Consider the following 25,505-nt stretch of genomic DNA (forward strand, 5'->3'; position numbering starts at 1 on the left):
ACCGATTGGATTGGTGCATGATGCACGGTAGCCAACAGATCGAGATGCCTCATGCTGGACGAGCTACTTCATCGGGTAAGCCATTACACGCCACGAACCCTGGAGACCGACCGACGTTTCCCCGAGGCTGCGGTGCTGGTGCCCATCACCCGCAGCGACGAACCGGAATTGGTGCTGACCCTGCGCGCCAGCGGGCTGTCGACCCATGGTGGTGAAGTGGCCTTTCCCGGTGGCCGGCGCGATCCGGAAGACCCGGACCTGATCTTCACCGCCCTGCGCGAGGCCGAAGAAGAGATCGGTCTGCCGCCCGGACTGGTGGAGGTCATCGGCCCCTTGAGCCCGCTGATTTCCCTGCACGGGATCAAGGTCACGCCCTATGTCGGGGTGATTCCCGACTACGTCGAATACCGGGCCAATGATGCCGAGATTGCCGCTGTTTTCAGCGTGCCTCTGGAATTCTTCCGCCAGGACCCTCGCGAACACACCCACCGTATCGACTATCAGGGCCGCAGCTGGTACGTCCCCAGCTACCGCTTCGGCGAGTACAAGATCTGGGGCCTGACCGCGATCATGGTGGTCGAACTGGTCAACCTGCTGTACGACGCCAACATCAGTCTGCATCACCCGCCGAAAACCTTTATCGACACGTGAGGCCATGGCTTGGCCTGGCATCACCCCGCGACTGCCTGAAGCATAAGGACAACAAGATGAAATACCGCCTGGGCGACGCCCGAGTCGACACCCATCCACAGAGCTGGGTGGCCCCGAATGCCACCTTGGTGGGCAAGGTCAAGCTGGAAGAGGGGGCCAGCGTGTGGTTCAACGCCGTGCTGCGTGGCGACAACGAACTGATCCTGATCGGCAAGCACAGCAACGTTCAGGACGGGGCCGTGATGCACACCGACATGGGCTTTCCACTGAGCCTGGGCACTGGCGTGACCATCGGCCACAACGCCATGCTGCATGGCTGCACCGTGGGCGATTACAGCCTGATCGGCATCAATGCGGTGGTGCTCAATGGCGCGAAGATCGGCAAGTACTGCATCATCGGCGCCAACGCGCTGATCGGTGAAGGCAAGGAAATACCCGACGGTTCGCTGGTCATGGGCTCGCCCGGCAAGGTGGTGCGCGAACTGACCGAGGCACAGAAGAAAATGCTCGAAGCCAGCGCTGCCCACTACGTTCATAATGGCCAGCGTTATGCCCGAGATCTGGTTGAGCAAGAACAATGACCACCCCTGAAAGACCCGTCGCCTCGCCTTGTGTGAGCATCTGTGCCCTGGATGAGCAGGACATCTGCACCGGTTGTCAGCGCACGGTGGATGAAATCACCCGCTGGAGCCGCATGGACAACAGCGAGCGCCGTGCAGTCCTGGCCCTGTGCCATGAGCGGGCCAAATCCAGTGGCTTGCTGTGGATGGTCGGCTCCAGCTCGACGAGCTGACCTGGCCAGTCGACGGCAAGCCGGTTCCTGCAATCCTGAGTAGGGGCCAGCTTGCCGGCGAAAGGGTTTCTTGGCCCAACCCCGGGGCTGCAGTAACCTGTGCGCCTTCCCGATAGGTACCCTTGGCCCCATGCTTTTCCTGATCACCTATATCAGCAGCGTCGTGCTGATCAACTACGCCTTTTCCGTCGCGCCGCAGCTGGATATCGTCTGGTCGGCCTGGGGCGGGCTGGTGTTTGTCCTGCGGGACATGGTGCAGACGCGCTTCGGTCATGGCGCCATCGTCGCCATGCTGGCGGCCCTGGTGTTGTCCTATGTCACCTCCGACCCGACCATCGCCCTGGCCAGCGCCACGGCGTTCGCCGTCTCGGAATGCATTGACTGGCTGGTGTTCAGCATCACCAAGCGGCCCCTGCATGATCGCCTGTGGATCAGTTCGGCCCTGAGCATTCCCCTGGATACCTTCATCTTCTACGGCATGATCGATGCCCTGACCCCTGGGGTCGTGTTGACCGCCCTGGGGTCGAAGTTCGCCGGGGTCACCGTGGTCTGGCTGGCCATGGCCTGGCGTTTGCGCAAAGCGGCGTGCGCCGGCTGAGCCAAAGGCCGCGGTTCATGTAAAATGCCGCGCTCTTTCCCCATGGGTCGCCCGCCTGGCGCTCGGCCCTCGATGATCCGCTCCTTTGAGGACCTTCAGATGACTCGTATCGGAACTCCATTGTCGCCAACCGCGACCCGCGTCTTGCTTTGTGGCTGTGGTGAGTTGGGCAAGGAAGTGGTGATCGAGCTGCAACGCCTGGGTGTCGAGGTGATTGCCGTGGACCGCTACGCCAACGCCCCGGCGATGCAGGTGGCCCATCGCAGCCACGTGATCAACATGCTCGACGGCGCGGCCCTGCGTGCAGTGATCGAGGCCGAGAAGCCGCACTTCATCGTTCCGGAAATCGAGGCCATCGCCACCGCGACCCTGGTGGAGCTGGAAGCCGAAGGCTTTACCGTGATCCCGACCGCCCGGGCCACTTCGCTGACCATGAACCGCGAAGGCATCCGCCGCCTGGCCGCCGAAGAGCTGGACCTGCCGACCTCGCCGTACCACTTCGCCGACACCTTCGAAGACTATTCCAAGGCCGTGCAAGACCTGGGCTTCCCGTGCGTGGTCAAGCCGGTGATGAGCTCTTCGGGCAAGGGCCAGAGCCTGCTGCGCAGCGCCGACGACGTGCAGAAAGCCTGGGACTACGCCCAGGAAGGCGGGCGTGCCGGCAAGGGCCGGGTGATCATCGAGGGCTTCATCGATTTTGACTACGAGATCACCCTGCTGACCGTGCGTCACGTGGGCGGCACCACTTTCTGCGCGCCGGTCGGCCATCGTCAGGAGAAGGGCGACTACCAGGAATCCTGGCAGCCGCAGGCCATGAGCCCCAAAGCCCTGGCCGAGTCCGAGCGCGTGGCCAAGGCCGTCACTGAAGCCCTGGGCGGCCGCGGCCTGTTCGGCGTGGAGCTGTTCATCAAGGGCGATCAGGTGTGGTTCAGCGAAGTGTCGCCGCGCCCTCACGACACCGGCCTGGTGACCCTGATTTCCCAGGATCTGTCGCAGTTCGCCCTGCATGCGCGGGCGATTCTCGGCCTGCCGATCCCGCAGATCCGCCAGTTCGGGCCTTCGGCCTCGGCGGTGATCCTGGTGGAAGGCAAATCCACCCAGACCGCCTTCGCCAACCTTGGCGCCGCCCTGAGCGAGCCGGACACCGCGCTGCGCCTGTTCGGCAAGCCGGAAGTCAACGGCCAGCGGCGCATGGGCGTGGCCCTGGCCCGTGATGAGTCGATCGAGGCTGCCCGGGCCAAGGCGACCCGTGCTGCGCAAGCGGTAGTGGTCGAGCTCTGAGAAGCATCGCGAGCAAGCTCGCTCCTACAAGGTTTGCGTTGAACCTGTAGGAGCGAGCTTGCTCGCGAAGCCCTTGTTCACGCGACCCGATTCAAATCGTTGTTCCGCGTTTCCTTCAAGCACAGCACCGCGATCAAACTCAGGATCGCCGCCCCCGACACATACCCCCCAACCCAGCTCAGCCCGCCCATCGCCACCAGCTTCTGGGCGAAGAAGGGCGCCGCCGAAGCACCGACAATGCCCCCCAGGTTGTAAGCCGCCGAAGCGCCGGTATAGCGCACGTGGGTCGGAAACAGTTCCGGCAGCAGCGCGCCCATCGGGGCGAAGGTGACCCCCATCAGAAACAGCTCGATGCACAGGAACAGCGCCACGCCGGCGGTGGAGCCCTGGGTCAGCAACGGTTCCATGGTGAAGCCGGACAGAATCGCCAGCACGCCGCCAACCACCAGCACCGGCTTGCGCCCGAAACGGTCGCTGGCCCAGGCCGACAGCGGGGTCGCCGCCGCCATGAACAGCACGGCAAAGCACAGCAGGCCGAGGAAGGTTTCCCGGCTGTAGCCCAGGGTGGCGACGCCGTAGCTCAGGGAAAACACCGTGGAGATGTAGAACAGGGCGTAGCACACCACCATCGAGGCCGCGCCCAGCAGCACCGGCATCCAGTATTGGCTGAAGAGTTCCACCAGCGGCATCTTCACTCGTTCCTGGCGCGCCACGGCGTTGGCGAACACCGGGGTTTCGTGCAGCTTCAGGCGCACGTAGAGCCCCACCATCACCAGCGCGGCGCTGAGCAGGAACGGAATGCGCCAGCCCCAGGCGCGGAACTGCGCGTCGTCCAGGCCCATGGCCAGGGCCAGGAACAGGCCGTTGGCGGCGAGAAAGCCGATGGAAGGCCCCAGTTGCGGGAACATGCCGAACCAGGCGCGTTTGCCGGCCGGAGCGTTTTCCGTGGCCAGCAGAGCGGCGCCGCCCCATTCACCGCCCAGTCCGAGGCCTTGGCCGAAGCGCAGCACGCAGAGCAGGATCGGCGCCCAGGCGCCAATGCTGTCATAGCCCGGCAACACGCCAATCAGGGTGGTGCAGACCCCCATCAGCAGCAGCGAAGCGACCAGGGTCGATTTGCGCCCGATGCGGTCGCCGAAATGGCCGAACAGCGCCGAACCCAGGGGGCGGGCGAGAAAGGCGATGCCGAAGGTCAAAAAGGCCGAGAGCATCTGTGCGGTGCCGGAGCTCTGGGGGAAGAACACCGGTCCGATCACCAGCGCGGCGGCGGTGGCGTAAACGTAGAAGTCGTAGAACTCGATGGCGGTGCCGATAAAGCTGGCGGTGGCCACCCGGGTCGCGGAATTGCTTGGTTGAGTGGGTACGGAGGCGCTGTAGGCGGTGTTGGTCGTCATGCGGGTATCCCTGACAGTCTGTGCTCCTGTGGAGCGAATTATTGTGGTCGAGCACCCAGGGATGTGGGTTTGGCGCGGTCGTCACTCGGGATGCAAGTGGCGTCGAACGGTGGCGGGTGATGCATGCAGGATCGTTCTCGGTGCGGGTAGCACGTGGATCTGCGGGGCTTGGGTAAGCAGCGCGATTATAGAAAGGTGGCTAACGATCCAACAAGGGCTGTGGCGGTTGCCGGGGTTGCGTGACTGCGCCGGGCCCCGAAAGCTCTTGGCACAGGTTCAAGGCCTGGTCATCAGCCTGTAGGGGGGGCGTATCGGTGACGAGTCAGGCCCGGGCGGGAGGGCTGCTGGTGTGCCAGAGCAGCACGCGGCTGACGCGGTTTTCCTCGGTTTCGAGGATCTCCAGGCGGTAGCGGCCGATCTTCAGGCACACGGCGCTGTCGGGAATGGTTTCCAGGGCTTCGGTGACCAGGCCGTTGAGGGTCTTGGGGCCGTCGCAAGGCAGGTGCCAGCCCAGGCTCTTGTTCAGTTCGCGAATCGAGGCTGCGCCTTCCACCACATAGCGCCCGTCGGCCTGGGGATGGATGTGGGGGTTGTCCAGGCTGTGCTCGCTTTCGAACTCGCCGACGATTTCTTCGAGGATGTCTTCCAGGGTGACGATGCCCAGCACTTCGCCGTATTCGTCCACCACCATGCCCAGGCGCCGTTGCTGCTTGTGGAAGTTGAGCAGTTGCAGCTGCAGCGGGGTGCTTTCCGGAACGAAGTAGGGCTCGTGGCAGGCGGCCAGCAGGGCTTCCTTGGTCAGGCTGGCGTCCGGCAGCAGGTGGCGGATCTGCCGGGTGTTGAGCACCGCTTCGACCTGATTGATATCGCTGTGGAACACCGGCAGCCGGGTGCGTTTGTTCGCGCGCAACTGAGCGATGATTTCCTCGATCGGGTCATCCAGGTTGATGCCGTCGACTTCGCTGCGGGGCACCAGGATGTCGTTGACCGTGATGTTGTCCAGGGCGTGGATGCCGGACAGCGCATGTGGTTCCTGGGGCGTGGGTTCGTCGTCAAGTAGTGCCGGATCGTCGTCGCTGTGCTTGACCGCGCTGGCCTTGGCAGCGAACGGGCGCAACAGCAGCTGGCCGATGGCGTTGAGCAGCCAGGCCAAGGGGTAGACAAGCTTCATGGGGATGGCCAGCAGGCTGTTGCCAAAGCTCAGGGTGCCTTCCGGATAGCGCAATGCCAGGGTACGGGGCAGGTACTCGGCCAGCACCAGCAAGCCGCTGGTGCTGATCAGACAGGCCAGCCAGGGGCCTTCTTCCGCCCAGTAGAACAGCGCCAGCAAGGTGCTGATGACCACCGCCAGGACCCGGCACAGGGTATTGCACAGAATCAGGCTTTCCTTGGGGAAGGCCAGTCGCGCTGTCGGCTTGTCGCCGGAGCGCGAGCCGTTGCGTTGGGTCAGCAGGTGCTGTTGCGCGGCATCGATGGCCGTGAACAGCCCCGACCAGACGATCAGCAGGGCGATTACCGCGAGCATGGGCCCGGAGGGCAGGGAGTCGGTCATGGCCGGTCGTCAGATGTGCAGGATGTATTCACGAACCAGCTTGCTGCCGAAGTACGCCAGCATCAGCAGGCAGAAACCCGCGAGGGTCCAGCGAATCGCCTTGTGCCCGCGCCAGCCCAGGCGGTTGCGGCCCCACAGCAGCACGCTGAACACCACCCAGGCCAGGCAAGCCAGCAGGGTCTTGTGCACCAGGTGCTGGGCGAACAGGTTTTCGACGAACAGCCAGCCGGAGATCAGCGACAGCGAGAGCAGGGTCCAGCCGGCCCAGAGAAAGCCGAACAGCAGGCTTTCCATGGTCTGCAGGGGCGGGAAGTTCCTGATCAGGCCGGACGGATGCTTGTTCTTCAACTGATGGTCCTGCACCAGCAGCAGCAAGGCCTGGAACACCGCGATGGTGAACATGCCGTAGGCCAGGATCGACAACAGGATGTGGGCGAGAATCCCCGGCTCCTCATCGATCACAGGCACGGTGCCGGTTGGCACGAACTGCGCCAGCAGGGCCGTCAGCGCGCCCAGGGGGAATAACAGCACCAGCAGGTTTTCCACCGGAATCCGCCAGCAGGCCAGCAGGGTCAGGGCGATGACCGCCGCGGCGATCAGGCTGGCGGCGCTGAAGAAGTCCAGGCCCAGGCCTGCCGGGGTCAGCAGATGGGTCAGCAGGCTGATGCCATGGGCGAGCAGGGCCAGGATGCCCAGCGTAACCAGCAGGCGCTTGTTTGCCTTGGCGCCGGAGGCCAGGCGAGAGCCTTGATAGAAGGTCGCAGCGGCATAAAGGACGGCGGCGGCGAGAGTGGGTAGCAAGCTGGGTGACAAGGGGAGCATAAATCCTGTTAGGCAGGCCCGAAAGTCGCTGAGTTTGGCATAGAACCCACAGCCCTGAAAGACCACGCAAGCAGACGGCGAGGTGTCCGCCACGCACAGTCTTCGCTATAATCCGCGACCTGCCCACGCCGCAGGCTCATCGAGCACTTGTTTATTACGCTCTGGGCCGCCATTACCCCGGTCTACCTTGGGCCTGAAAGGATCGAGCATGTTTGAAAACCTAACCGACCGTCTCTCGCAGACGCTGCGCCATGTCACCGGCAAGGCCAAGCTGACCGAGGACAACATCAAAGACACCCTGCGCGAAGTGCGCATGGCGCTGCTCGAAGCCGACGTTGCGTTGCCGGTGGTCAAGGACTTCGTCAACTCGGTGAAGGAGCGTGCGGTCGGCACCGAAGTGTCCCGCAGCCTGACCCCGGGCCAGGCCTTTGTGAAGATTGTCCAGGCCGAGCTGGAAAGCCTGATGGGCGCGGCCAACGAAGACCTCAACCTCAGCGCCGTGCCGCCAGCGGTGGTGCTGATGGCCGGTCTGCAAGGTGCGGGCAAGACCACCACCGCCGGCAAGCTTGCGCGCTTCCTTAAAGAGCGCAAGAAAAAGAGCGTGATGGTGGTGTCCGCCGACGTTTACCGCCCGGCGGCGATCAAGCAGCTGGAAACCCTGGCCAACGACATCGGCGTGACCTTCTTCCCGTCGGACCTGAGCCAGAAGCCGGTGGCCATCGCCGAAGCGGCTATTAAGGAAGCAAAACTCAAGTTCATCGACGTGGTGATCGTCGACACCGCCGGTCGCCTGCACGTCGACAGCGAGATGATGGACGAGATCCAGGCGCTGCACGCGGCGATCAAGCCGGTGGAAACCCTGTTCGTGGTCGACGCCATGACCGGTCAGGACGCCGCCAACACCGCCAAGGCCTTTGGCGACGCGCTGCCGCTGACCGGGGTGATCCTGACCAAGGTCGACGGCGACGCCCGTGGTGGTGCCGCGCTGTCGGTACGGGCCATCACCGGCAAGCCGATCAAGTTCATCGGCATGGGCGAGAAGTCCGAGGCCCTGGAGCCGTTCCACCCGGAACGTATCGCTTCGCGGATCCTCGGCATGGGCGACGTGCTCAGCCTGATCGAACAGGCCGAGCAGACCCTCGACAAGGAAAAGGCCGACAAGCTGGCCAAGAAGCTGAAGAAGGGCAAGGGCTTCGACCTCGAAGACTTCCGCGATCAGCTGCAACAGATGAAGAACATGGGCGGCCTGGGCGGCCTGATGGACAAGCTGCCGAACATCGGCGGCGTCAATCTGGCGCAGATGGGCAATGCACAGAGCGCTGCTGAAAAGCAGTTCAAGCAGATGGAAGCCATCATCAACTCCATGACCCCGGCCGAGCGCCGCGACCCTGAGCTGATCAGCGGTTCGCGCAAGCGTCGGATCGCCATGGGCTCTGGCACCCAGGTGCAGGATATCGGCCGCTTGATCAAGCAGCACAAGCAGATGCAGAAGATGATGAAGAAGTTCTCCGCCAAGGGCGGGATGGCCAAGATGATGCGCGGCATGGGCGGCATGTTGCCCGGCGGCGGCATGCCGAAGATCTGAAGAATCCGCGCCGGCAGTCATGCCGGCGCTTTTCCACGGGGACGTGGAATCTCGAGCAAACCCTCGATTGGGGCGCGCTCACTCGCTGTCGCTTGCGACGGCTCCATAGCAAATCTGAGTGGCAGCCGATAGGCGCCGGAAAAAGTCATTTGCAAAAGTCCGGATATTCCTTAGAATATGCGGCCTTTCGGGCACCCATGCCCGCTGTGCATTTAGATTTGCAGCACCGACTACAGGAACGATGTTCACATGCTAACAATCCGTCTTGCCCTTGGCGGCTCCAAAAAGCGCCCGTTTTACCACTTGACCGTGACCGACAGCCGTAACCCACGTGACGGTTCGCACAAAGAACAAGTTGGCTTCTTCAACCCGATCGCTCGTGGTCAAGAAGTCCGCCTGTCCGTGAACCAAGAGCGCGTAGCCTACTGGCTGAGCGTGGGTGCACAGCCTTCTGAGCGCGTTGCTCAGTTGCTGAAGGAATCGGCTAAGGCTGCAGCCTGAACCCTATGAACGCGACGCCAGCTCCTGCTGATGATTTGATCGTTATCGGCAAAATCTACTCTGTTCATGGCGTTCGCGGCGAAGTGAAGGTCTTTTCCTTTACTGATCCGATTAAAAACCTGTTGGACTACAAAACCTGGACGCTCAAGCGCGAAGGTAGCGTGAAGCAGGTTGAGCTGGTCAGCGGACGCGGGAACGACAAGTTCCTGGTCGCAAAGCTCAAGGGTCTTGATGATCGCGAAGAAGCTCGTCTTCTGGCCGGTTACGAGATCTGCGTGCCGCGCAGCCTGTTCCCTGAACTGACCGACGGCGAGTACTACTGGTACCAGCTGCAAGGTCTCAAGGTCATCGACACCCTCGGGCAACTGCTCGGGCAGATCGATCACCTGCTGGAGACCGGCTCGAACGATGTAATGGTGGTCAAGCCTTGCGCTGGCAGCCTGGATGATCGCGAACGCCTGTTGCCCTATACCGAGCAATGCGTGTTGGCCGTCGACCTGGCCGCGGGCGAGATGAAGGTGGAATGGGACGCGGATTTCTAAGCGTGGCTAACTTGCGCGTAGAAGTGATCAGCTTGTTTCCCGAGATGTTTTCCGCCATCAGCGAGTACGGCATAACCAGCCGCGCGGTGAAACAGGGGCTGTTGCAGCTGACCTGTTGGAATCCGCGAGACTACACCACGGATCGACATCACACTGTGGACGATCGCCCGTTTGGCGGTGGTCCGGGCATGGTGATGAAGATCAAGCCTCTGGAGGATGCACTGGTTCAGGCCAGAAACGCAGCCGGGGAGGGTGCGAAGGTGATCTACCTGTCGCCCCAAGGCCGTCAACTGAATCAGTCGGCGGTGCGCGAGTTGGCGAATGAGGATGCATTGATCCTGATTGCTGGTCGTTATGAAGGCATTGACGAGCGGTTTATTGAAGCTCATGTCGATGAAGAGTGGTCGATTGGCGACTATGTACTCTCCGGTGGCGAGCTGCCGGCGATGGTCCTGATTGATGCGGTTACGCGACTGCTGCCCGGAGCTTTAGGGCATGTGGATTCCGCGGAGGAAGATTCCTTCACGGACGGTCTGCTGGATTGCCCGCACTACACCCGACCGGAGGTGTATGCGGATCAGCGTGTTCCCGACGTATTGCTAAGTGGCAATCACGCACACATCCGGCGTTGGCGTTTACAGCAGTCCCTTGGTCGGACCTATGAACGACGCGCCGATCTTCTGGAAAGCCGCTCGCTTTCTGGAGAAGAGAAGAAGCTGCTCGAGGAATATCTCCGCGAGCGGGACGATAGTTAACAACGTATCGATGGTAGATCCGACGATTTACCTTAGGAGCACAGCATGACCAACAAAATCATCCTTGCACTCGAAGCAGAGCAGATGACCAAAGAGATCCCAGCCTTTGCCCCGGGCGACACCATTGTCGTTCAGGTGAAAGTGAAGGAAGGTGATCGTTCCCGTCTGCAGGCGTTCGAAGGCGTAGTGATCGCCAAGCGCAACCGCGGTGTGAACAGCGCGTTCACCGTACGTAAAATCTCCAACGGTGTTGGCGTAGAGCGTACTTTCCAGACCTACTCCCCGCAGATCGACAGCATGGCTGTCAAGCGTCGCGGTGACGTGCGTAAAGCCAAGCTGTACTACCTGCGCGACCTGTCGGGTAAAGCAGCTCGCATCAAGGAAAAACTGGCTTAAGTCCAGCTTCCGATGCAGAAAAAAGCAGCCTACGGGCTGCTTTTTTGTTGCCCGTCATTTATCCCTCTTCAGTGTTTCAGGCAGTTGATCCATGTCCCCTCGCGAGCAAGAAATCCAGCGCCGCACCGAACTCTCGGTGACCCGCGTGACCAAGGCGGTATTCCCGTCCACCACCAACCACCACAACACCCTGTTCGGCGGCACGGCCCTGGCCTGGATGGATGAGGTTTCGTTCATTGCGGCCACGCGTTTCTGTCGTTTGCCGCTGGTGACGGTGTCCACCGACCGCATTGATTTCAAGCATCCAATTGCCGCGGGTTCGATCGTCGAGTTGGTCGGGCGGGTGGTGACGGTGGGCAACACCAGCCTCAAGGTCGAAGTCGAGGTGTTTGTCGAAAGCATGAGCTGTGATGGGCGGGAGAAAGCCATCCATGGCCTGTTCAGCTTTGTTGCCATCGACGACGACAAGCGCCCGGTGCCGGTGCTTCCAGGGTTTTCCGCGTAGGAGCCGGCTTGCCGGCGAGCGGGGGCTCGGGCCTCTTCGCTGGCAAGCCAGGTGGGGAGCTCGGTTACAGGGATTCGGGTTGGATCAGCGCCAGCAGGGTCCAGTCCGGTGCCGGCTTGAGGGCGCTTTCTGGGGTGACGACGTGCACCCAGCCGTTGCTGTCGCGGGCGAACAGCAGGGTGGCGCGTTCGCCGTGCAGGGCCTGGTAATCGTCCCAGCCGAAGGCCTCGGTCAGGTTCGTGCTGTACAGCTCGGCACCCTGGGCCAGTAGGCTGGCCAGCTTGGTGTAGGTCAGGGCCTCACTGCCCAGTAGCTGGCCACGGTGCTCGTGACTGGCGCGGTGCTTGTCGGTGCGCCGGCTTTCCTGGCTGTTGGCCAGGGCGAACAGGCGCTGATGACCGAAGTCGTGACGAAAGCGCATGGCCGCCAGGGTGTTGAGCTCGCCGGAAGGCGAGAGCGCCAGCAGATGCCCCAGGCCCACCAGGTCCAGGTGCGCGTCGGCGTGCTGCGAGGCCGGGTTGCCGAAGTAGGTCGGCAGGCCTTCCATGCGCGCTGTCCGGATGTTCTCCCAGCTGGAGTCGGTCAGCAGCACCCGGCTGCCCAGTTGCTGCAGGGCCTTGCCCAGGGTACGGGCCGGGCCGTTGGCCCCGACTATCAGAAAGCCGCTGGGCGCCGGTTCGGCGACCTTCAGCAGGCGCGCCAGGGGACGAGCCGTGGCGCTTTGCAGCACCACGGTGCCGATGATCACGGCAAAGGTCAGCGGCACCAGCAGCAGCGCCCCCTGATGGCCGGCTTCGTCCAGGCGGATGGCGAAGATCGCCGACACCGCGGCGGCGACAATCCCCCGTGGCGCAATCCACGCCAGCAACGCCCGTTCGCGCCAGTTGAGGCTGGAGCCGGCGGTGGACAGCAGCACGTTCAGCGGGCGGGCGATGAACTGGATCACCAGCAGCAGAATCAGCACCAGCGGGCCCAGGGCGATCAGCGCCTTGAGGTCCAGGCGCGCTGCCAGCAGGATGAACAAGCCGGAGATCAGCAGCACGCTGAGGTTTTCCTTGAAGTGCAGGATGTGTCGCACGTCCACGCCCTTCATGTTGGCCATCCACATGCCCATCAGGGTCACCGCCAGCAGCCCGGATTCGTGCATCACCTGGTTGGCGGCAATGAAGATTCCCAGCACCCCGGCCAGGCTTGCCAGGTTGTGCAGGTATTCCGGCAGCCACTGGCGACGCATGATGCTGCCCAGGATCCAGCCGCCGGCGATACCGAACAGGCCGCCGCACAGCAGCACGCCGCCGAAGGTCAGCAGGCTGTGGCTCAGGCCATCGCCGGCGGCACTGGCAATGATGAAGCTGTAGACCACCACCGCCAGCAGGGCGCCGATGGGATCGATGACGATGCCTTCCCAGCGCAGGATATTGGCGATCGAGGCCTTGGGCCGCACCACGCGCAGCATGGGCACGATCACCGTCGGCCCGGTGACCAGGGTCAGGGTGCCGAACAGCAGGGCCAGCATCCAGTCGAAGCCCAGCAGCCAGTGGGTGGCCAGGGTGATTACCGCCCAGGTGGACAGCGCCCCGAGGGTCACCAGGCGGCGCACCACGCTGCCGATCTCGCGCCACTCCGAGAGGTGCAGGGTCAGGCTGCCTTCGAACAGGATCAGCGCCACCGCCAGCGACACCAGGGGCATCAGCAGCGGGCCGAACATTTCCTGCGGGTCGAGCCAGCCAAGCACGGGGCCGGCCAGGATGCCGCTGAGCAGCAGGAACAGAATGGCCGGCAGCTTCAGCCTCCAGGCCAGCCACTGGCAGCCCAGTGCCGCCGCGCCGATGCCGCCGAAGGCCAGCAGAATCTGTTGTTCGCTCATCAATGCACCCTGTTCCTTGAAATGGCTGGCTATGAAAGACTAGCGACCCTCCGTGCAGTTCACTATTTTTTTACCCGCGGCCCCTGGGCCGAGCCTTTCGAGTCCTTATGCCTGCCATCGACCACCCCCTGATCGACCGTTTTCTCGATGCCCTGTGGTTGGAGAAAGGCTTGTCCGACAACACCCGCGATGCCTATCGCAGCGATCTGGCGCTGTTCAACGGCTGGCTGCAGGAGCAGGGGCTGGAGCTGCCGCGAGCCGGTCGCGAGTTGATCCTCGATCACCTGGCCTGGCGCGTGGAGCAAGCCTACAAGCCCCGTTCGACGGCGCGGTTTCTCTCCGGCCTGCGCGGGTTCTATCGCTATCTGCTCAGGGAAAAGCTGATTGAGGTCGACCCGACCCTGCGGATCGACATGCCGCAACTGGGGCGGCCGCTGCCCAAGTCGCTGTCGGAAGCGGATGTCGAGGCGCTGCTGGCCGCCCCGGACCTGAGCGAGGCCATCGGCCAGCGCGACCGCGCCATGCTCGAAGTGCTCTATGCCTGCGGGTTGCGGGTCACCGAGCTGATCAGCCTGACCCTGGAGCAGGTCAACCTGCGCCAGGGCGTGTTGCGGGTCATGGGCAAGGGCAGCAAGGAACGCCTGGTGCCCATGGGCGAAGAGGCGATTGTCTGGGTCGAGCGCTACCTGCGCGATGGCCGTGCCGAGTTGCTGGGCGGGCGACCCAGCGACGTGCTGTTTCCCAGCCAGCGCGGCGAACAAATGACCCGGCAGACCTTCTGGCATCGGATCAAGCATCAGGCCAAGGTCGCCGGGATCGGCAAGGCGCTGTCGCCCCATACCCTGCGCCACGCGTTTGCAACGCACCTGCTCAACCACGGCGCCGATTTGCGGGTGGTACAGATGCTGCTGGGGCACAGCGACCTGTCCACCACCCAGATCTACACCCACGTGGCCCGCGCGCGGCTGCAGGATCTGCACGCCAAGCATCATCCAAGGGGTTGATTGGGCGTCCGTGCGGCGCTTTGCGTCGCCCGTAGTCGGTGCCGGCAAACAGATGTGATAGGCTTTGCCGGTTTGCAAAAAGGCTGTTTGCCCGCGTTTGGTCCCGACCCGCGCTGGCGCTTGCCCATTTGCCCGCCTTCAGGAGTTCCCATGCGTTTGACCCAGATTATTGCCGCCGCCTCCCTGGCGTTGCTCAGCACCTTCGCCGTGGCCGATGACAGTGCCGAGAAAGCCATCCGCAAGAGCCTCGAGACGCTGCAGCTCGAAGTGCCAGTGGAGAGCATCACCGCCAGCCCCCTGGCGGGCCTGTATGAGGTCAAGCTCAAGGGCAGCCGCGTGCTGTACGCCAGCGCCGACGGCCAGTTCGTGGTTCAGGGCTATCTGTTCCAGCTCAAGGACGGCAAGCCGGTCAACCTCACGGAAAAAACCGAGCGTCTGGGCATTTCCAAGTTGATCAACGGCATTCCGGTCGCAGAAACTGTGGTCTATCCGGCCATTGGCGAAACCAAGACCCACATCACCGTATTTACCGACACCACCTGCCCGTACTGCCACAAGCTGCACGCGGAAATCCCGGCGTTGAACAAGCAGGGCGTGGAAGTGCGCTACGTAGCGTTCCCGCGCCAGGGCCTGGGCTCGCCGGGTGACGAACAGCTGCAGGCGGTCTGGTGCTCGGCGGACAAGAAAGCCGCGATGGACAAGATGGTCGACGGCAAGGAAATCAAGGCCGCCAAGTGCGAAAACCCGGTTGCCAAGCAGTTCGCCCTGGGCCAGTCGATCGGTGTCAACGGCACCCCGGCCATCGTCCTTGCCGATGGCCAGGTCATTCCTGGTTATCAGCCAGCACCACAGATCGCCAAATTGGCCCTGGGTGCGAAATAATCCTGCATCGTCACGCTAGCCTTTGACGATCATGCCCCTCCGGGTGCAACCGGAGGGGCATTAATAGAGAGCCGCGCTGTTTGCGGTTGTTTTCCACGGCCGGCCTTGAGTCGGCCGTTTTATGGGGAGTTCAGAGTGAATCCGGTCAAAGTAGGCATCTGTGGGCTGGGTACTGTCGGTGGCGGTACCCTAAACGTACTTCAGCGCAACGCCGAGGAGATTGCCCGCCGTGCCGGGCGTGGAATCGAAGTAGCGCAAATTGCTACCCGTACGCCAAAGCCGCAGTTCCAAACGACCGGTATTGCGATGACCCACGATGTCTTCGCCGTGGCCACCAACCCCGAGATCGATATCGTCATCGAGCTGGTGGGCGGCTACACCGTGGCCCGTGACCTGGTGCTCAAGGCCATCGAGAACGGCAAGCACGTGGTTACCGCGAACAAGGCGCTGATCGCCGTGCACGGCAACGAAATCTTCGCCAAGGCCCAGGAGAAGGGCGTGATCGTGGCCTTCGAAGCCGCCGTGGCCGGTGGCATCCCGGTGATCAAGGCGATCCGCGAAGGGCTGTCGGCCAACCGCATCAACTGGCTGGCGGGGATCATCAACGGCACCGGCAACTTCATCCTCTCGGAAATGCGCGAGAAGGGCCGCACCTTCGAAGACGTGCTGGCCGAAGCCCAGGCCCTGGGTTACGCCGAAGCCGACCCGACCTTCGACGTTGAAGGTATCGATGCCGCGCACAAGCTGACCATCCTGGCGTCCATCGCCTTTGGTATCCCGCTGCAGTTCGACAAGGCCTACACCGAAGGCATCACCAAGCTGACCACCGCCGATGTGAACTACGCCGAAGCCCTGGGCTACCGCATCAAGCACCTGGGCGTGGCGCGCCGCACCGAGGCCGGCATCGAGCTGCGGGTGCACCCGACCCTGATCCCGGCCGACCGCCTGATCGCCAATGTCAACGGCGTGATGAACGCAGTCATGGTCAATGGCGATGCTGCCGGTTCGACCCTGTTCTACGGCGCCGGCGCCGGCATGGAGCCGACCGCTTCCTCGGTGGTGGCCGACCTGGTGGACGTGGTTCGCGCCATGACCAGCGACCCGGAAAACCGCGTGCCGCACCTGGCGTTCCAGCCTGATTCTCTGTCGGATCACCCGATCCTGCCGATCGAGTCCTGCGAGAGCGCCTACTACCTGCGCATCCAGGCCAAGGATCACCCGGGCGTATTGGCCCAGGTGGCGAGCATCCTCTCGGAGCGCGGCATCAACATCGAATCGATCATGCAGAAGGAAGTGGAAGAGCAGGACGGCCTGGTGCCGATGATCCTCCTGACCCACCGCGTTCTGGAGCAGCACATCAATGATGCGATCACCGCCCTGGAGGCCCTGCAGGGCGTCGTCGGCCCAGTGGTCCGTATCCGCGTCGAACATCTCAATTGAAGCAGCGGCAAGCTTCAAGTGCCAAGCGGCAAGCCAGAAGCGCAACTGCTCTGACTTGTCGCTTGTAGCTTGCAACTTGCAGCTCAAACCGAAGGTTTGTCCCCATGCGCTATATCAGTACTCGTGGCCAGGCACCGGCCCTGAATTTCGAAGATGTGCTGCTGGCCGGCCTGGCTAGCGACGGCGGTCTCTACGTGCCAGAGAACCTGCCGCGCTTTACCCAGGAAGAAATCGCTTCCTGGGCCGGCCTGCCGTATCACGAGCTGGCGTTCCGGGTCATGCGCCCGTTCGTCACCGGCAGCATTCCGGATGCCGACTTCAAGAAAATCCTCGAAGAAACCTACGCGGCCTTCTCCCACAACGCCATCGCGCCGCTGCGCCAGCTCAACGGCAATGAGTGGGTGCTGGAGCTGTTCCACGGCCCGACCCTGGCGTTCAAGGACTTCGCCCTGCAACTGCTGGGTCGCCTGCTGGATTACGTGCTGGAGAAGCGCGGCGAGCGCGTGGTGATCATCGGCGCCACCTCCGGTGACACCGGTTCGGCGGCCATCGAAGGTTGCAAGCGTTGCGACAACGTCGACATCTTCATCCTGCATCCGCACAACCGTGTATCGGAAGTGCAGCGCCGGCAGATGACCACCATCCTCGGCGAGAACATCCACAACATCGCCATCGAAGGCAACTTCGACGACTGCCAGGAAATGGTCAAGGCCAGCTTCGCCGACCAGGGCTTCCTCAAGGGCACGCGCCTGGTGGCGGTGAACTCGATCAACTGGGCGCGGATCATGGCCCAGATCGTCTACTACTTCCACGCGGCCCTGCAGCTGGGCGGTCCGGCGCGCTCCATCGCGTTCTCGGTGCCCACCGGCAACTTCGGTGACATCTTCGCCGGCTACCTGGCACGCAACATGGGCCTGCCGATCAGCCAGCTGATCGTCGCCACCAACCGCAACGACATCCTGCACCGCTTCATGAGCGGCAATCAGTACGTCAAGGAAACCCTGCACGCGACCCTGTCGCCGTCCATGGACATCATGGTGTCGTCGAACTTCGAACGCCTGCTGTTCGACCTGCACGGGCGCAATGGCGCGGCCCTGGCCGCGTTGATGGACAGCTTCAAGCAAGGCGGCGGTTTCAGCGTCGAAGAAGATCGCTGGACCGAAGCACGCAAGCTGTTCGATTCCCTGGCGGTGAACGACGAGCAGACCTGCGAAACCATCGCCGAAGTCTTCGCCCAGACCGGTGAAGTACTGGACCCGCACACCGCGATCGGCGTCAAGGCCGCCCGTGAATGCCGTCGCAGCCTGGACACGCCGATGGTGATCCTGGGCACCGCGCACCCGGTCAAGTTCCCGGACGCGGTGGAGAAAGCCGGTGTCGGCAAGGCCCTGGAACTGCCGGCGCACCTGTCCGACCTGTTCCAGCGCGAAGAACGCTGCACGGTCCTGGCCAACGACCTGAAAGCGGTGCAGGCTTTCGTCAGCCAGCACGGCAATCGTGGCAAGCCGCTCTGATACCGTGGCTTGACTGAAAAACAGCCCGTCTCCGGACGGGCTTTTTTATTGCCCGCAAGTAGGTGTCGCCGCTGCGCAAAACACTCAAGGCCGCGGCAAAGCCAAGAGGGGGGGAGGGCTCTGGCGATTGGCGGTCGTCGCCGTTTTATCCTTGTCATCTTGTCCGTGCATGCTCGAATACATACCGCGTAACAGGCTTTTTTACGGTGCGAACTTTCTTCTCGGGCCGGTGGTCATTTACTGTGGAAACGCCCTTGGGCACTTGTTTCGGACTATTGAGTGGTGATCGAGATGGAAAGTATCAGCCTATTGCTGGGTGAAGCTTTGAGCCCGTATCAAGTAACTCTTGCCCCATCGGGCGCCCACGGCGAATGCCTGGTGATCCTGAAGAACGCCGCTGGCGCGATTGTCGTGGAGCGTGAGGTCAATCAGGCCCAGCTCACTGACAAGCGCCTGCTGACCGATGTGGTCGATGGGCTGCATCGTGATGTGCTGATCGCCGAAGGGCGGCTGGAGCCTTGTGTGATCGCAGCCTTGCGCCACGCCGCCGAAGGCAAGGTGTTCGATCAGCACCGCTGATGCACATTTTTACGGAACCTTCCCGCCCGTGTATCAGTCAGACTCAGTATCAGCAGGATCAGGCATTGTGCTCCGGTGCTTGTAGCCGGCTGATACCGGTCGTCAAAGACCGCGTTTAACCCCGAGTCGTCTCCCCACTTCTCGGGGTTTCTTTTTGCCCGGGATTTGTCAGTGCTCCTGCAGGTTCTGGAAGTAGGCGCGGGCGTCAGCGCGGTATTCGTCGCGCATCCCGGGGTCCAGCCAGGCGGCGTACAACTCCACCAACTGCTCTTCGCGCAGCTTGAGCAGGGCCTGGTTGATCCGGGTGATGGCCTGCCTGCCCTGCGGGGTGTCGGAGCAGCCGATGTGGATTTCCTGATACTTGCTGGTGCCTTCGATCGGATAGAACTCCAGATCCTGCGGGTCGATCCCCTGCTGCACGGCTTGATAGCGGATTTCCGGCCAGTAGCCCAGGAGCAGTTGCAGGCGGCCCAGGCGCTGCATCTGCAGCAGGCTGCCCAGGGCATCGTTGCCATAGTGGGCGCGAATCTGCTGCGGCGACACTTGCTGTAGCAGGTTGTCGAGCTGTTGCCCGTAGCTGCGCTCGGCTACCACGCCAATCAGTTCCTTGCTGCTCTCGAGCAGGCCACGCAGGTCGACCTTGCCATCGTGGAGGAAGTGCGCGAGTTGCGCGCGGTCGGCGCGACGGATCGCCAGGCCATTGCTCAATACGCGAAAGCTGGTGATGGAGAAGGCGACCCACTGCGCGCGCTCCTTGCTCCAGATCAGCGCCGGGTCGCAGGTGAAGCTGGGCTCGCGCAGCATCTGCATGCCCCGGGCGCGATTGACCCGCACCAGTTCGTGCTGGTACTCGGGCAGGCTGGCGATCAGTTGCGGCATCAGCAGGTCGACGACCCCGCGGCCCTTCTGCTGGCCTTCGAACACATTCAGCGGTGGCAGGTCGCGCAACAGCCAGGTGAGCATTTCCCCGGCGTGGCCGGGTGTGCAGGGCAACCACAGCAGGCACGCCGCGAGCGCCATCGTCAGTCGGCCAGGGCCGGGGTTCGAGCGTCGATGTGCCGGTTGTGGAGCGTCGGTGTGAGACGGCTGTTTCAGGTTAGATTGCCCCAGAGTTGCGCAAGTGTTGGATCTGTTCGCTGCTGTAGCCCAGGCCTGCCAGGACCTCGGCCGAATGTTCGCCGAGCTCGGGCCCGACCCAGTCCGCGGAGCCGGGCGTCTCAGAGAGTTTCGGCACGATGCCGGGCATCTTGAAGGCCTTGCCGTCCGGCAGCTTGGCCTGGAGGAACATTTCCCGGGCCAGAAATTGCGGATCGTTGAACATGTCTTCGGCGCTGAAGATCCGGCTGGCCGGGACTTCGGCCTGATTCAGTTGCTCCAGCACCCGTTCCAGGGGCAGGGACGCCACCCAGCGATCGATCACCCCGTACAGCTCGTCGCGGCGGGTGTCGCGTCCGTCGTTGCTGGCCAGGGCGGGATCGTTGGCCAGGTCGTCGCGGCCGATAAGCAGCATGAAGCGCTTGAAGATCGCGTCGCCGTTGGCGCCGATCTGTACATGCTTGCCGTCCAGGCTGGTGTGGATCGAAGACGGGGTGATGCCGGGCATGATGTTGCCGCTGCGCTCGCGGATAAAGCCGAACACGTCGAACTCCGGAACCATGCTTTCCATCATGGCGAAGATCGCCTCGTACAGCGCCACGTCCACCACTTGCCCCTGGCCGCCGTTGACCTCGCGATGACGCAGGGCCATCAGGGCGCCGATCACGCCCCACAGGGCCGCGATGGAGTCGCCGATGGAGATCCCGGTACGCACCGGCGGACGATCCTCGAAGCCAGTGATGTAACGCAGGCCGCCCATGGATTCGCCTACGGCGCCGAACCCCGGCTGGTCCTTCATCGGTCCCGTCTGGCCGAAGCCCGACAGGCGCACCATCACCAGTTTCGGGTTCAGGGCGTGCAGCACGTCCCAGCCCAGGCCGAGTTTCTCCAGCACGCCGGGGCGGAAGTTCTCGATCAGGATGTCCGCTTCGCCCAGCAGCTGCTTGAGCACTGCCAGGCCTTCGGGGTGCTTGAGGTTCAGGGTCAGGGATTTCTTGTTGCGGGCCTGGACGAACCACCACAGCGAAGTGCCTTCATACAGCTTGCGCCACTTGCGCAACGGATCGCCGCCGTCCGGGGACTCGACCTTGATCACCTCGGCACCGAACTCGGCGCAGATGCGCGAGGCGAAGGGGCCGGCGATCAGGGTGCCGAGTTCGATCACTTTCAATCCGGCGAGGGGCTTGCTGAGACTGTTCATGGGGCATCCGCTGGGCAGGAAAATCCGCCTAGCCTAGACCATTGGTTGCCATTAAGGCAGCGCCCGGCGTTGGCCTTTATTCATTATTTGCAGGTGGGTGAAGGGATAATTGTGCTTCTCATTCCCTTTCGTGACGGGTTTAATGACGCCGTTCGAGAAAAAGCCCTTGCAAAGGACGCAATCTGGTCTATGCCCGTGACGCTTACCTGAGTGGCATTTCTGATAAATCTCGTTACAAATACCCGGTCAAAAACTTACATGTAATGAATTGAACTCCTTACATGTGATGCTCTAGTCTGTGCGCCATGGAAAACAAATCCTCAGCCCATTACCAACGTTTATTCCGCCAGCGCCTGCGTGATCAGGGCCTGGTGAAAAAGGAAGTCTGGATACTGCCGGAGAACGCCCAGGCGTTGCTGGCGGTTGAACGCAAACTGCGTCAGCCCTTCGAAGGGCTGGCTCCTGTGGAAAAGGATGGAGAAATGAGCATGCCGCAGATCTGGAATGCCCGATCGCTGTGCCAGGCACTGATGGCCACCGAGTTGTTCAGCAGCGGCGAAGCCAGCGTTGAACTGCTTGAAGGCGCCGAGCCGAGCTTGCACGTGACCATGCGCGAATACGGCGACCTGCCGCTGTTCGTCGCCCTGTCCGGCGAGCAGATTCTGGTCGAAGCCCTGCTCTGGCCGCAAAGCGAAGTCACCGATGTGCAGGTTTTCAACGAAGAAGTGCTGCTCAGCCGCCAGTTGTTCCCGCTGTCGAGCATCGGCCTGGAAACCGGCTTGGGCGGCGAGCGCTTCTACATGATGTTCGGTGCGCTCAGCGCCACCTCGATCCTCTCCAACGTGCTGTATGAGATCGAAACCCTGGCCAGCAACGTGATCAGGGCTACCGAGGCCTACGAAGGCTACCTGAAGGCTCAGGCCTGACCTGGAGGAATGCACATGAACGTATGGAGCAAGTTGCTCACCGCGCTGCGCGGTGGTGCCAATGAGGCGGGCGAGGCCCTGGTGGACAGTCAGGCGCTGAGGATTCTCGATCAGGAAATCCGCGACGCCGACCAGGAACTGCGCAAGTCCAAGGAAGCCCTGGCCGAGATCATGGCCCGGCAGAAACTCGCCGCCGAGCGCGCCAATGGCAGCGCGGCGAAGATCGCCGAGTATGAAAGCTATGCCCTCAAGGCCCTGGAAGCGGGTAATGAAAATCTTGCCCAGGAAGTGGCGCAGAAAATCGCCAACCTGGAAAACGACCTGGCCGTGGAGCGCGAGCAGGCCGACGGTTTCGCCGCCAGCGTGGCCCAGTTGCGCAAGGCCGTGACCCAGGCCGAAGGCAATATCAAACATCTGAAACAACAGGTGGATACCGTCAAGGCCACCGAAAGCGTGCAGAAGGCCCAGCAGGCCGTGGCCCAGCGCTACGGCGGCTCACAGAGCAAGCTGCACACCGCGGTGGAGTCCCTGGAGCGGATCAAGCAGAAGCAGGCCGAGCGTGCGGCGAAGATGGAAGCCGCAGCGGAACTGGCCAGCACCAGCAACCCCGACGATGCCCTGGACGCCAAGTTGCGCGAAGCCGGGATCGTCGCCGGCAGCACCAGCGCCGACAGCGTGCTGGCGCGCCTCAAGGACCGTAGCAAGTCCTGATTCACCGTTGTGTTGTAGGGGCGGGGCCGATGGGCCTTGCCCGGCTTTTTCAGGGATAGGAAAGCAATGGAAATCTTCCTGCAGACAGTGTTGTCGTTCCCCACAGTGCTGTTCAGCTTCATGCTCTGCCTGGCGGTGATCTACTGGGCCGTGGTGGCCATGGGCATGCTTGAAGTCGATCTGCTGGACTTCGAGGCCGATTCGCTGCTCGACAGCGCCCACGCCGGCGAAGGCCTGGCCGGGCTGCTGATCAAGTTCAAGCTCAACGGGGTGCCGGTCACCCTGGTGCTGACCCTGCTGATGTTCTTCAGCTGGTTCCTGACCTACTTCGCCGAACTCTACGTCCTCAGCCACCTGCCCCTGGGTTGGCTGCGCTATCCCCTGGGCCTGTTGCTGGCAGTGCTTGCGCTGTTCCTGGCGGCGCCCATCAGTGCGGCCATCTGTCGCCCGCTGCGTTCGCTGTTTCACAAGATGGAAGCCACCAGCAGCCAGTCGGTGCTGGGGCAGACCGCCGTGGTACGCAGCGGCAGAGTCACCCTGGAACACGGCGAAGCCGTGCTCGAGAACGGCGGCGCGGGCCTGATCCTGCGTGTGCGTGCCGATGAGGCACGAGCTTTCAAACGCGGCGATCGCGTCGTGTTACTGGAGTATCTGGAGGCGCAACACGCCTATCGGGTCATTACCGAGGACGAGTTTCGCGGCCTCTGAGCCCGGGCTTCCTCAGAATCAAAGGAGATTGATTGCATGAATTTACCGTCGCTGCTGCCCATCCTGCTCGGGATCGGCCTCGTCGTCCTGGTGGTCTTCGGCCTGCTGGCCCTGTTCAAGGCCTTCTACATCAAGGTCCCCCAAGGCACGGCGCTGATCGTCAACGACATGTCCTCGACGCCCAAGGTGCACTTCACCGGCGCCCTGGTGTACCCGGTCATCCACCTCAAGGAGTTCATGCGCATCTCGCTGATCACCCTGGAAGTCGACCGTCGGGCCAAGGATGGTCTGATCTGCCGCGACAACATGCGCGCCGACATCACCGTGGCCTTCTACCTGCGGGTCAATGAAACCCAGGAAGACGTGCTCAAGGTGGCCAAGGCCATCGGTGTCGACCGTGCCTCCGACCGCGCGGCGGTCAACGAGTTGTTCAACGCCAAGTTCTCCGAAGCGCTGAAGACCGTGGGCAAGCAGTTCGACTTCGTGCAGCTGTTCGAGAACCGCCAGGACTTCCGCGACCGCATCATCGAGATCATCGGCAACGATCTCAACGGCTATGTGCTGGAAGACGTGGCCATCGACTACCTGGAACAGACCGCCAAGCATTCCCTGGACCCGAGCAACATTCTCGACGCCGAGGGTATCCGCAAGATCACCGAGCTGACCGCGGCGCAGAACGTCATCACCAACGAACTGGAGCGCAACCAGGAACTGGCGATCCAGAAAAAGAACGTCGAGACTCGCGAAGCCTCGCTGTCCCTCGAGCGCCAGCAGGCCGATGCCGAAGCCCGGCAGAAGCGCGAGATCGAAACCATCCGCGCCCGCGAAGAAGCCGAGACCGCCAAGGTCAAGGAAGAAGAGCGGCTGAAGGCCGAACAGGCGCGCATTCAGGCGCAGCAGGAAATCGACGTGCGCACCGAGAACCATCAGCGCGAAGTCGAAGTGGCCCAGCAGAACCGCCAGCGCGCGGTGGTCATCGAAGTGGAGAAAGTCACCCGCGCCAAGGACCTGGAAGTGGTGGCCCGCGAGCGTGAAGTGGAACTGCAGCGCATCGAGAAAGAAAAGGCCCTGGAAGAGCAGCGCAAGAACATCGCCACGGTGATCCGTGAGCGGGTCGCGGTAGAGAAGACCGTGGCCCAGGAAGAAGAGCGGATCAAGGAAGTACGCGAAGTCTCCGAAGCCGAGCGCGCCAAGCAAGTGGTGGTGATCCAGGCCCAGGCCGAAGCCGAGCAGGATCTGGTGCGCCAGGTCAAACAGGCCGAAGCCGACGAAACCCGCTCCAAGCACAAGGCGGTGGAAATCAACAACCTGGCCCAGGCCGAACTGGAAGCGGCGGCCAAGCAGGCCGAAGCCAAGAAGCGCCTGGCCGAAGGCCTGGAAGCCGAGCGTGCCGCGCCTGGCCTGGCCGATGCCCGGGTGCTGGAAATCACCGCGGCGGCCCAGGAAAAAGAAGGCCTGGCCCAGGCTCGCGTGCGCACCGAGCAGTTGATTGCCGAAGCCCGTGGCGAGCAGGAAAAAGGCCTGGCCGACGCCCGCATCATGGAAGCCCAGGCGGCTGCCAAAGAGAAGGACGGCCTGGCCGAAGCCAAGGTCATGGAAGAGAAACTCGGGGCTCAGGCCCGTGGCGAAGAGCAACTGGGCGCGGCCAAGGCCAAGGCCACCAAGGACCTGGGTTCGGCCGAAGCCGAAGTGCTGCTGCAACGCCTGAACGCCGAAGCCGAAGGCCTGGGCAAGAAGTTCGGTGCCCTGGATTCCCTTAGCGACAGCGCGCGTCAGCACGAAGAGTTCCGCATGCAACTGGAGAAGAACTTCGAGGAAGCGATGGCCGCCATCGCCGCCAACAAGGACATCGCCAAGGACCAGGCCGAAGTGCTCTCGGCCGCCCTCAGCAAGGCCAAGATCGAGATCGTCGGCGGCGAAGGCGACTTCTTCAATTCCTTCGCCAAGTCGCTGTCGGTGGGCAAGGCCATCGAGGGCGTGGTGGGCAAGAGCCCGGTGGTCCAGGACGTCCTGGCACGCCTGCTCAATGGCAAGGGCGCCCCGGCGGTTGCCGCTGAACTGGCGGCCGCTGCCGTCTCGCGCAAGGCCGACGCGCCGTCTGCCGAAGCCTGACCCACACCTGACACACCTGTAGCCGCTGCCGAAGGCTGCGAACGACTCCGCAGGAGGCGCAGCCCTTGAGGGCCTGATGGTCCTCAAGTGT

26 protein-coding genes are annotated in these 25,505 nt (G+C 62.8%); 20 read left to right on the top strand and 6 right to left on the bottom strand.

What is annotated here, in order from left to right:
- The first annotated feature begins 51 nt into the window (after positions 1–51).
- From GWQ44_RS00055 to purT, 5 genes are all read left to right on the top strand, one after another.
- Complete coding sequence (locus GWQ44_RS00055; protein ID WP_016967536.1) at positions 52–651, top strand: CoA pyrophosphatase; 600 nt, start codon at positions 52–54, stop codon at positions 649–651.
- 56 nt (positions 652–707) lie between these two features.
- Positions 708–1,232 carry a gamma carbonic anhydrase family protein gene (locus GWQ44_RS00060; RefSeq protein ID WP_275926388.1) on the top strand — a complete coding sequence of 175 codons (525 nt, stop codon included), beginning with the start codon at positions 708–710 and terminating at the stop codon, positions 1,230–1,232.
- The gene (locus GWQ44_RS00065; RefSeq protein WP_275926389.1) at positions 1,229–1,444 is read left to right on the top strand and encodes a DUF1289 domain-containing protein; all 216 of its coding nucleotides are present in this window, start codon (positions 1,229–1,231) and stop codon (positions 1,442–1,444) included. Before GWQ44_RS00060 ends, GWQ44_RS00065 begins: the two co-directional genes overlap by 4 nt.
- 130 nt (positions 1,445–1,574) lie before the next feature.
- Positions 1,575–2,042 (top strand): VUT family protein, encoded by a 468-nt coding sequence (locus tag GWQ44_RS00070; RefSeq protein ID WP_047301943.1) that lies wholly within the window; start codon positions 1,575–1,577, stop codon positions 2,040–2,042.
- Positions 2,043–2,141: 99 nt separating this feature from the next.
- On the top strand, positions 2,142–3,323 hold the full coding sequence (gene purT, locus GWQ44_RS00075; protein WP_047302181.1) for a formate-dependent phosphoribosylglycinamide formyltransferase: 1,182 nt from the start codon (positions 2,142–2,144) through the stop codon (positions 3,321–3,323).
- A 77-nt stretch (positions 3,324–3,400) separates the two neighbouring features.
- Here the strand turns inward: purT and GWQ44_RS00080 are convergent, their stop codons facing one another.
- The 3 genes from GWQ44_RS00080 to GWQ44_RS00090 all read right to left on the bottom strand — a co-directional run bounded on the left by GWQ44_RS00080 (position 3,401) and on the right by GWQ44_RS00090 (position 7,082).
- Positions 3,401–4,717 carry an MFS transporter gene (locus GWQ44_RS00080; protein ID WP_275926390.1) on the bottom strand — a complete coding sequence of 439 codons (1,317 nt, stop codon included), beginning with the start codon at positions 4,715–4,717 and terminating at the stop codon, positions 3,401–3,403.
- 322 nt (positions 4,718–5,039) lie between these two features.
- Complete coding sequence (locus GWQ44_RS00085; RefSeq protein WP_199009935.1) at positions 5,040–6,269, bottom strand: transporter associated domain-containing protein; 1,230 nt, start codon at positions 6,267–6,269, stop codon at positions 5,040–5,042.
- A 9-nt stretch (positions 6,270–6,278) separates the two neighbouring features.
- Positions 6,279–7,082, bottom strand: a complete 804-nt coding sequence (locus GWQ44_RS00090) for an inner membrane protein YpjD (protein ID WP_199009933.1) — start codon at positions 7,080–7,082, stop codon at positions 6,279–6,281.
- A gap of 217 nt (positions 7,083–7,299) precedes the next feature.
- Between GWQ44_RS00090 and ffh the strand changes: the two genes are divergently transcribed.
- From ffh to GWQ44_RS00120, 6 genes are all read left to right on the top strand, one after another.
- A complete protein-coding gene (gene ffh / locus GWQ44_RS00095; protein ID WP_047301950.1) occupies positions 7,300–8,676 on the top strand; it encodes a signal recognition particle protein in 1,377 nt (458 codons plus the stop codon).
- Positions 8,677–8,925: 249 nt separating this feature from the next.
- A complete protein-coding gene (gene rpsP, locus GWQ44_RS00100; RefSeq protein ID WP_007927680.1) occupies positions 8,926–9,177 on the top strand; it encodes a 30S ribosomal protein S16 in 252 nt (83 codons plus the stop codon).
- A 5-nt stretch (positions 9,178–9,182) separates the two neighbouring features.
- Positions 9,183–9,719, top strand: a complete 537-nt coding sequence (rimM, locus tag GWQ44_RS00105) for a ribosome maturation factor RimM (RefSeq protein WP_016967527.1) — start codon at positions 9,183–9,185, stop codon at positions 9,717–9,719.
- The gene (trmD, locus tag GWQ44_RS00110) at positions 9,701–10,474 is read left to right on the top strand and encodes a tRNA (guanosine(37)-N1)-methyltransferase TrmD (protein ID WP_016967526.1); all 774 of its coding nucleotides are present in this window, start codon (positions 9,701–9,703) and stop codon (positions 10,472–10,474) included. The genes rimM and trmD overlap by 19 nt, the downstream gene beginning before the upstream one ends.
- A 45-nt stretch (positions 10,475–10,519) precedes the next feature.
- Positions 10,520–10,870, top strand: a complete 351-nt coding sequence (gene rplS, locus GWQ44_RS00115) for a 50S ribosomal protein L19 (RefSeq protein WP_009047143.1) — start codon at positions 10,520–10,522, stop codon at positions 10,868–10,870.
- Positions 10,871–10,961: 91 nt separating this feature from the next.
- Positions 10,962–11,375: an acyl-CoA thioesterase gene (locus GWQ44_RS00120; RefSeq protein ID WP_275926391.1), complete on the top strand. Its 414-nt coding sequence runs from the start codon at positions 10,962–10,964 to the stop codon at positions 11,373–11,375.
- Positions 11,376–11,439: 64 nt separating this feature from the next.
- Here the strand turns inward: GWQ44_RS00120 and GWQ44_RS00125 are convergent, their stop codons facing one another.
- On the bottom strand, positions 11,440–13,242 hold the full coding sequence (locus GWQ44_RS00125) for a sodium:proton antiporter (protein WP_275926392.1): 1,803 nt from the start codon (positions 13,240–13,242) through the stop codon (positions 11,440–11,442).
- A gap of 107 nt (positions 13,243–13,349) precedes the next feature.
- On the opposite strand from GWQ44_RS00125, the gene xerD reads away from it, so the two are divergent.
- From xerD to GWQ44_RS00150, 5 genes are all read left to right on the top strand, one after another.
- A complete protein-coding gene (gene xerD, locus GWQ44_RS00130; protein WP_016967523.1) occupies positions 13,350–14,246 on the top strand; it encodes a site-specific tyrosine recombinase XerD in 897 nt (298 codons plus the stop codon).
- Positions 14,247–14,396: 150 nt separating this feature from the next.
- A complete protein-coding gene (locus tag GWQ44_RS00135) occupies positions 14,397–15,128 on the top strand; it encodes a thioredoxin fold domain-containing protein (RefSeq protein ID WP_047301958.1) in 732 nt (243 codons plus the stop codon).
- 135 nt (positions 15,129–15,263) lie between these two features.
- Positions 15,264–16,568: a homoserine dehydrogenase gene (locus GWQ44_RS00140; protein ID WP_275926393.1), complete on the top strand. Its 1,305-nt coding sequence runs from the start codon at positions 15,264–15,266 to the stop codon at positions 16,566–16,568.
- Positions 16,569–16,672: 104 nt separating this feature from the next.
- Positions 16,673–18,082 carry a threonine synthase gene (thrC, locus tag GWQ44_RS00145; protein ID WP_016967520.1) on the top strand — a complete coding sequence of 470 codons (1,410 nt, stop codon included), beginning with the start codon at positions 16,673–16,675 and terminating at the stop codon, positions 18,080–18,082.
- A 291-nt stretch (positions 18,083–18,373) separates the two neighbouring features.
- Positions 18,374–18,661: a DUF3509 domain-containing protein gene (locus tag GWQ44_RS00150; protein WP_020372559.1), complete on the top strand. Its 288-nt coding sequence runs from the start codon at positions 18,374–18,376 to the stop codon at positions 18,659–18,661.
- A gap of 168 nt (positions 18,662–18,829) precedes the next feature.
- Here GWQ44_RS00150 and GWQ44_RS00155 read toward each other — a convergent pair whose 3' ends face one another.
- Positions 18,830–19,681, bottom strand: coding sequence for a TIGR02285 family protein (locus GWQ44_RS00155; RefSeq protein ID WP_275926394.1), 852 nt, complete (start codon positions 19,679–19,681; stop codon positions 18,830–18,832).
- A 76-nt stretch (positions 19,682–19,757) separates the two neighbouring features.
- Positions 19,758–20,957 (bottom strand): CaiB/BaiF CoA-transferase family protein, encoded by a 1,200-nt coding sequence (locus tag GWQ44_RS00160; RefSeq protein ID WP_179597958.1) that lies wholly within the window; start codon positions 20,955–20,957, stop codon positions 19,758–19,760.
- A gap of 305 nt (positions 20,958–21,262) precedes the next feature.
- On the opposite strand from GWQ44_RS00160, the gene GWQ44_RS00165 reads away from it, so the two are divergent.
- The 4 genes from GWQ44_RS00165 to GWQ44_RS00180 all read left to right on the top strand — a co-directional run bounded on the left by GWQ44_RS00165 (position 21,263) and on the right by GWQ44_RS00180 (position 25,414).
- Positions 21,263–21,883, top strand: coding sequence for a YjfI family protein (locus GWQ44_RS00165; protein ID WP_275926395.1), 621 nt, complete (start codon positions 21,263–21,265; stop codon positions 21,881–21,883).
- A gap of 15 nt (positions 21,884–21,898) precedes the next feature.
- Positions 21,899–22,594 carry a PspA/IM30 family protein gene (locus GWQ44_RS00170; protein ID WP_042940758.1) on the top strand — a complete coding sequence of 232 codons (696 nt, stop codon included), beginning with the start codon at positions 21,899–21,901 and terminating at the stop codon, positions 22,592–22,594.
- Between the two features lie 66 nt (positions 22,595–22,660).
- Positions 22,661–23,302 carry an OB-fold-containig protein gene (locus tag GWQ44_RS00175; RefSeq protein WP_275926396.1) on the top strand — a complete coding sequence of 214 codons (642 nt, stop codon included), beginning with the start codon at positions 22,661–22,663 and terminating at the stop codon, positions 23,300–23,302.
- 36 nt (positions 23,303–23,338) lie between these two features.
- Positions 23,339–25,414, top strand: a complete 2,076-nt coding sequence (locus GWQ44_RS00180) for a flotillin family protein (RefSeq protein WP_016963965.1) — start codon at positions 23,339–23,341, stop codon at positions 25,412–25,414.
- Positions 25,415–25,505: the final 91 nt, after the last annotated feature.

This window comes from Pseudomonas sp. 3MA1 (genome assembly GCF_029237275.1).
Classification (GTDB): domain Bacteria; phylum Pseudomonadota; class Gammaproteobacteria; order Pseudomonadales; family Pseudomonadaceae; genus Aquipseudomonas; species Aquipseudomonas fluorescens_AP.

Coding starts and splice junctions, on each gene's coding strand:
- purT (WP_047302181.1), top strand. CDS start 2,142: ATGACTCGTATCGGAACTCCATTGTCGCCAACCGCGACCCGCGTCTTG.
- GWQ44_RS00070 (WP_047301943.1), top strand. CDS start 1,575: ATGCTTTTCCTGATCACCTATATCAGCAGCGTCGTGCTGATCAACTAC.
- GWQ44_RS00160 (WP_179597958.1), bottom strand. CDS start 20,957: ATGAACAGTCTCAGCAAGCCCCTCGCCGGATTGAAAGTGATCGAACTC.
- GWQ44_RS00135 (WP_047301958.1), top strand. CDS start 14,397: ATGCGTTTGACCCAGATTATTGCCGCCGCCTCCCTGGCGTTGCTCAGC.
- ffh (WP_047301950.1), top strand. CDS start 7,300: ATGTTTGAAAACCTAACCGACCGTCTCTCGCAGACGCTGCGCCATGTC.
- rpsP (WP_007927680.1), top strand. CDS start 8,926: ATGCTAACAATCCGTCTTGCCCTTGGCGGCTCCAAAAAGCGCCCGTTT.
- GWQ44_RS00155 (WP_275926394.1), bottom strand. CDS start 19,681: ATGGCGCTCGCGGCGTGCCTGCTGTGGTTGCCCTGCACACCCGGCCAC.
- GWQ44_RS00150 (WP_020372559.1), top strand. CDS start 18,374: ATGGAAAGTATCAGCCTATTGCTGGGTGAAGCTTTGAGCCCGTATCAA.
- GWQ44_RS00170 (WP_042940758.1), top strand. CDS start 21,899: ATGAACGTATGGAGCAAGTTGCTCACCGCGCTGCGCGGTGGTGCCAAT.
- GWQ44_RS00120 (WP_275926391.1), top strand. CDS start 10,962: ATGTCCCCTCGCGAGCAAGAAATCCAGCGCCGCACCGAACTCTCGGTG.
- GWQ44_RS00085 (WP_199009935.1), bottom strand. CDS start 6,269: ATGACCGACTCCCTGCCCTCCGGGCCCATGCTCGCGGTAATCGCCCTG.
- rimM (WP_016967527.1), top strand. CDS start 9,183: ATGAACGCGACGCCAGCTCCTGCTGATGATTTGATCGTTATCGGCAAA.
- GWQ44_RS00055 (WP_016967536.1), top strand. CDS start 52: ATGCTGGACGAGCTACTTCATCGGGTAAGCCATTACACGCCACGAACC.
- xerD (WP_016967523.1), top strand. CDS start 13,350: ATGCCTGCCATCGACCACCCCCTGATCGACCGTTTTCTCGATGCCCTG.
- thrC (WP_016967520.1), top strand. CDS start 16,673: ATGCGCTATATCAGTACTCGTGGCCAGGCACCGGCCCTGAATTTCGAA.
- GWQ44_RS00165 (WP_275926395.1), top strand. CDS start 21,263: ATGGAAAACAAATCCTCAGCCCATTACCAACGTTTATTCCGCCAGCGC.
- GWQ44_RS00065 (WP_275926389.1), top strand. CDS start 1,229: ATGACCACCCCTGAAAGACCCGTCGCCTCGCCTTGTGTGAGCATCTGT.
- rplS (WP_009047143.1), top strand. CDS start 10,520: ATGACCAACAAAATCATCCTTGCACTCGAAGCAGAGCAGATGACCAAA.
- GWQ44_RS00080 (WP_275926390.1), bottom strand. CDS start 4,717: ATGACGACCAACACCGCCTACAGCGCCTCCGTACCCACTCAACCAAGC.
- GWQ44_RS00180 (WP_016963965.1), top strand. CDS start 23,339: ATGAATTTACCGTCGCTGCTGCCCATCCTGCTCGGGATCGGCCTCGTC.
- GWQ44_RS00175 (WP_275926396.1), top strand. CDS start 22,661: ATGGAAATCTTCCTGCAGACAGTGTTGTCGTTCCCCACAGTGCTGTTC.
- trmD (WP_016967526.1), top strand. CDS start 9,701: ATGGGACGCGGATTTCTAAGCGTGGCTAACTTGCGCGTAGAAGTGATC.
- GWQ44_RS00060 (WP_275926388.1), top strand. CDS start 708: ATGAAATACCGCCTGGGCGACGCCCGAGTCGACACCCATCCACAGAGC.
- GWQ44_RS00125 (WP_275926392.1), bottom strand. CDS start 13,242: ATGAGCGAACAACAGATTCTGCTGGCCTTCGGCGGCATCGGCGCGGCG.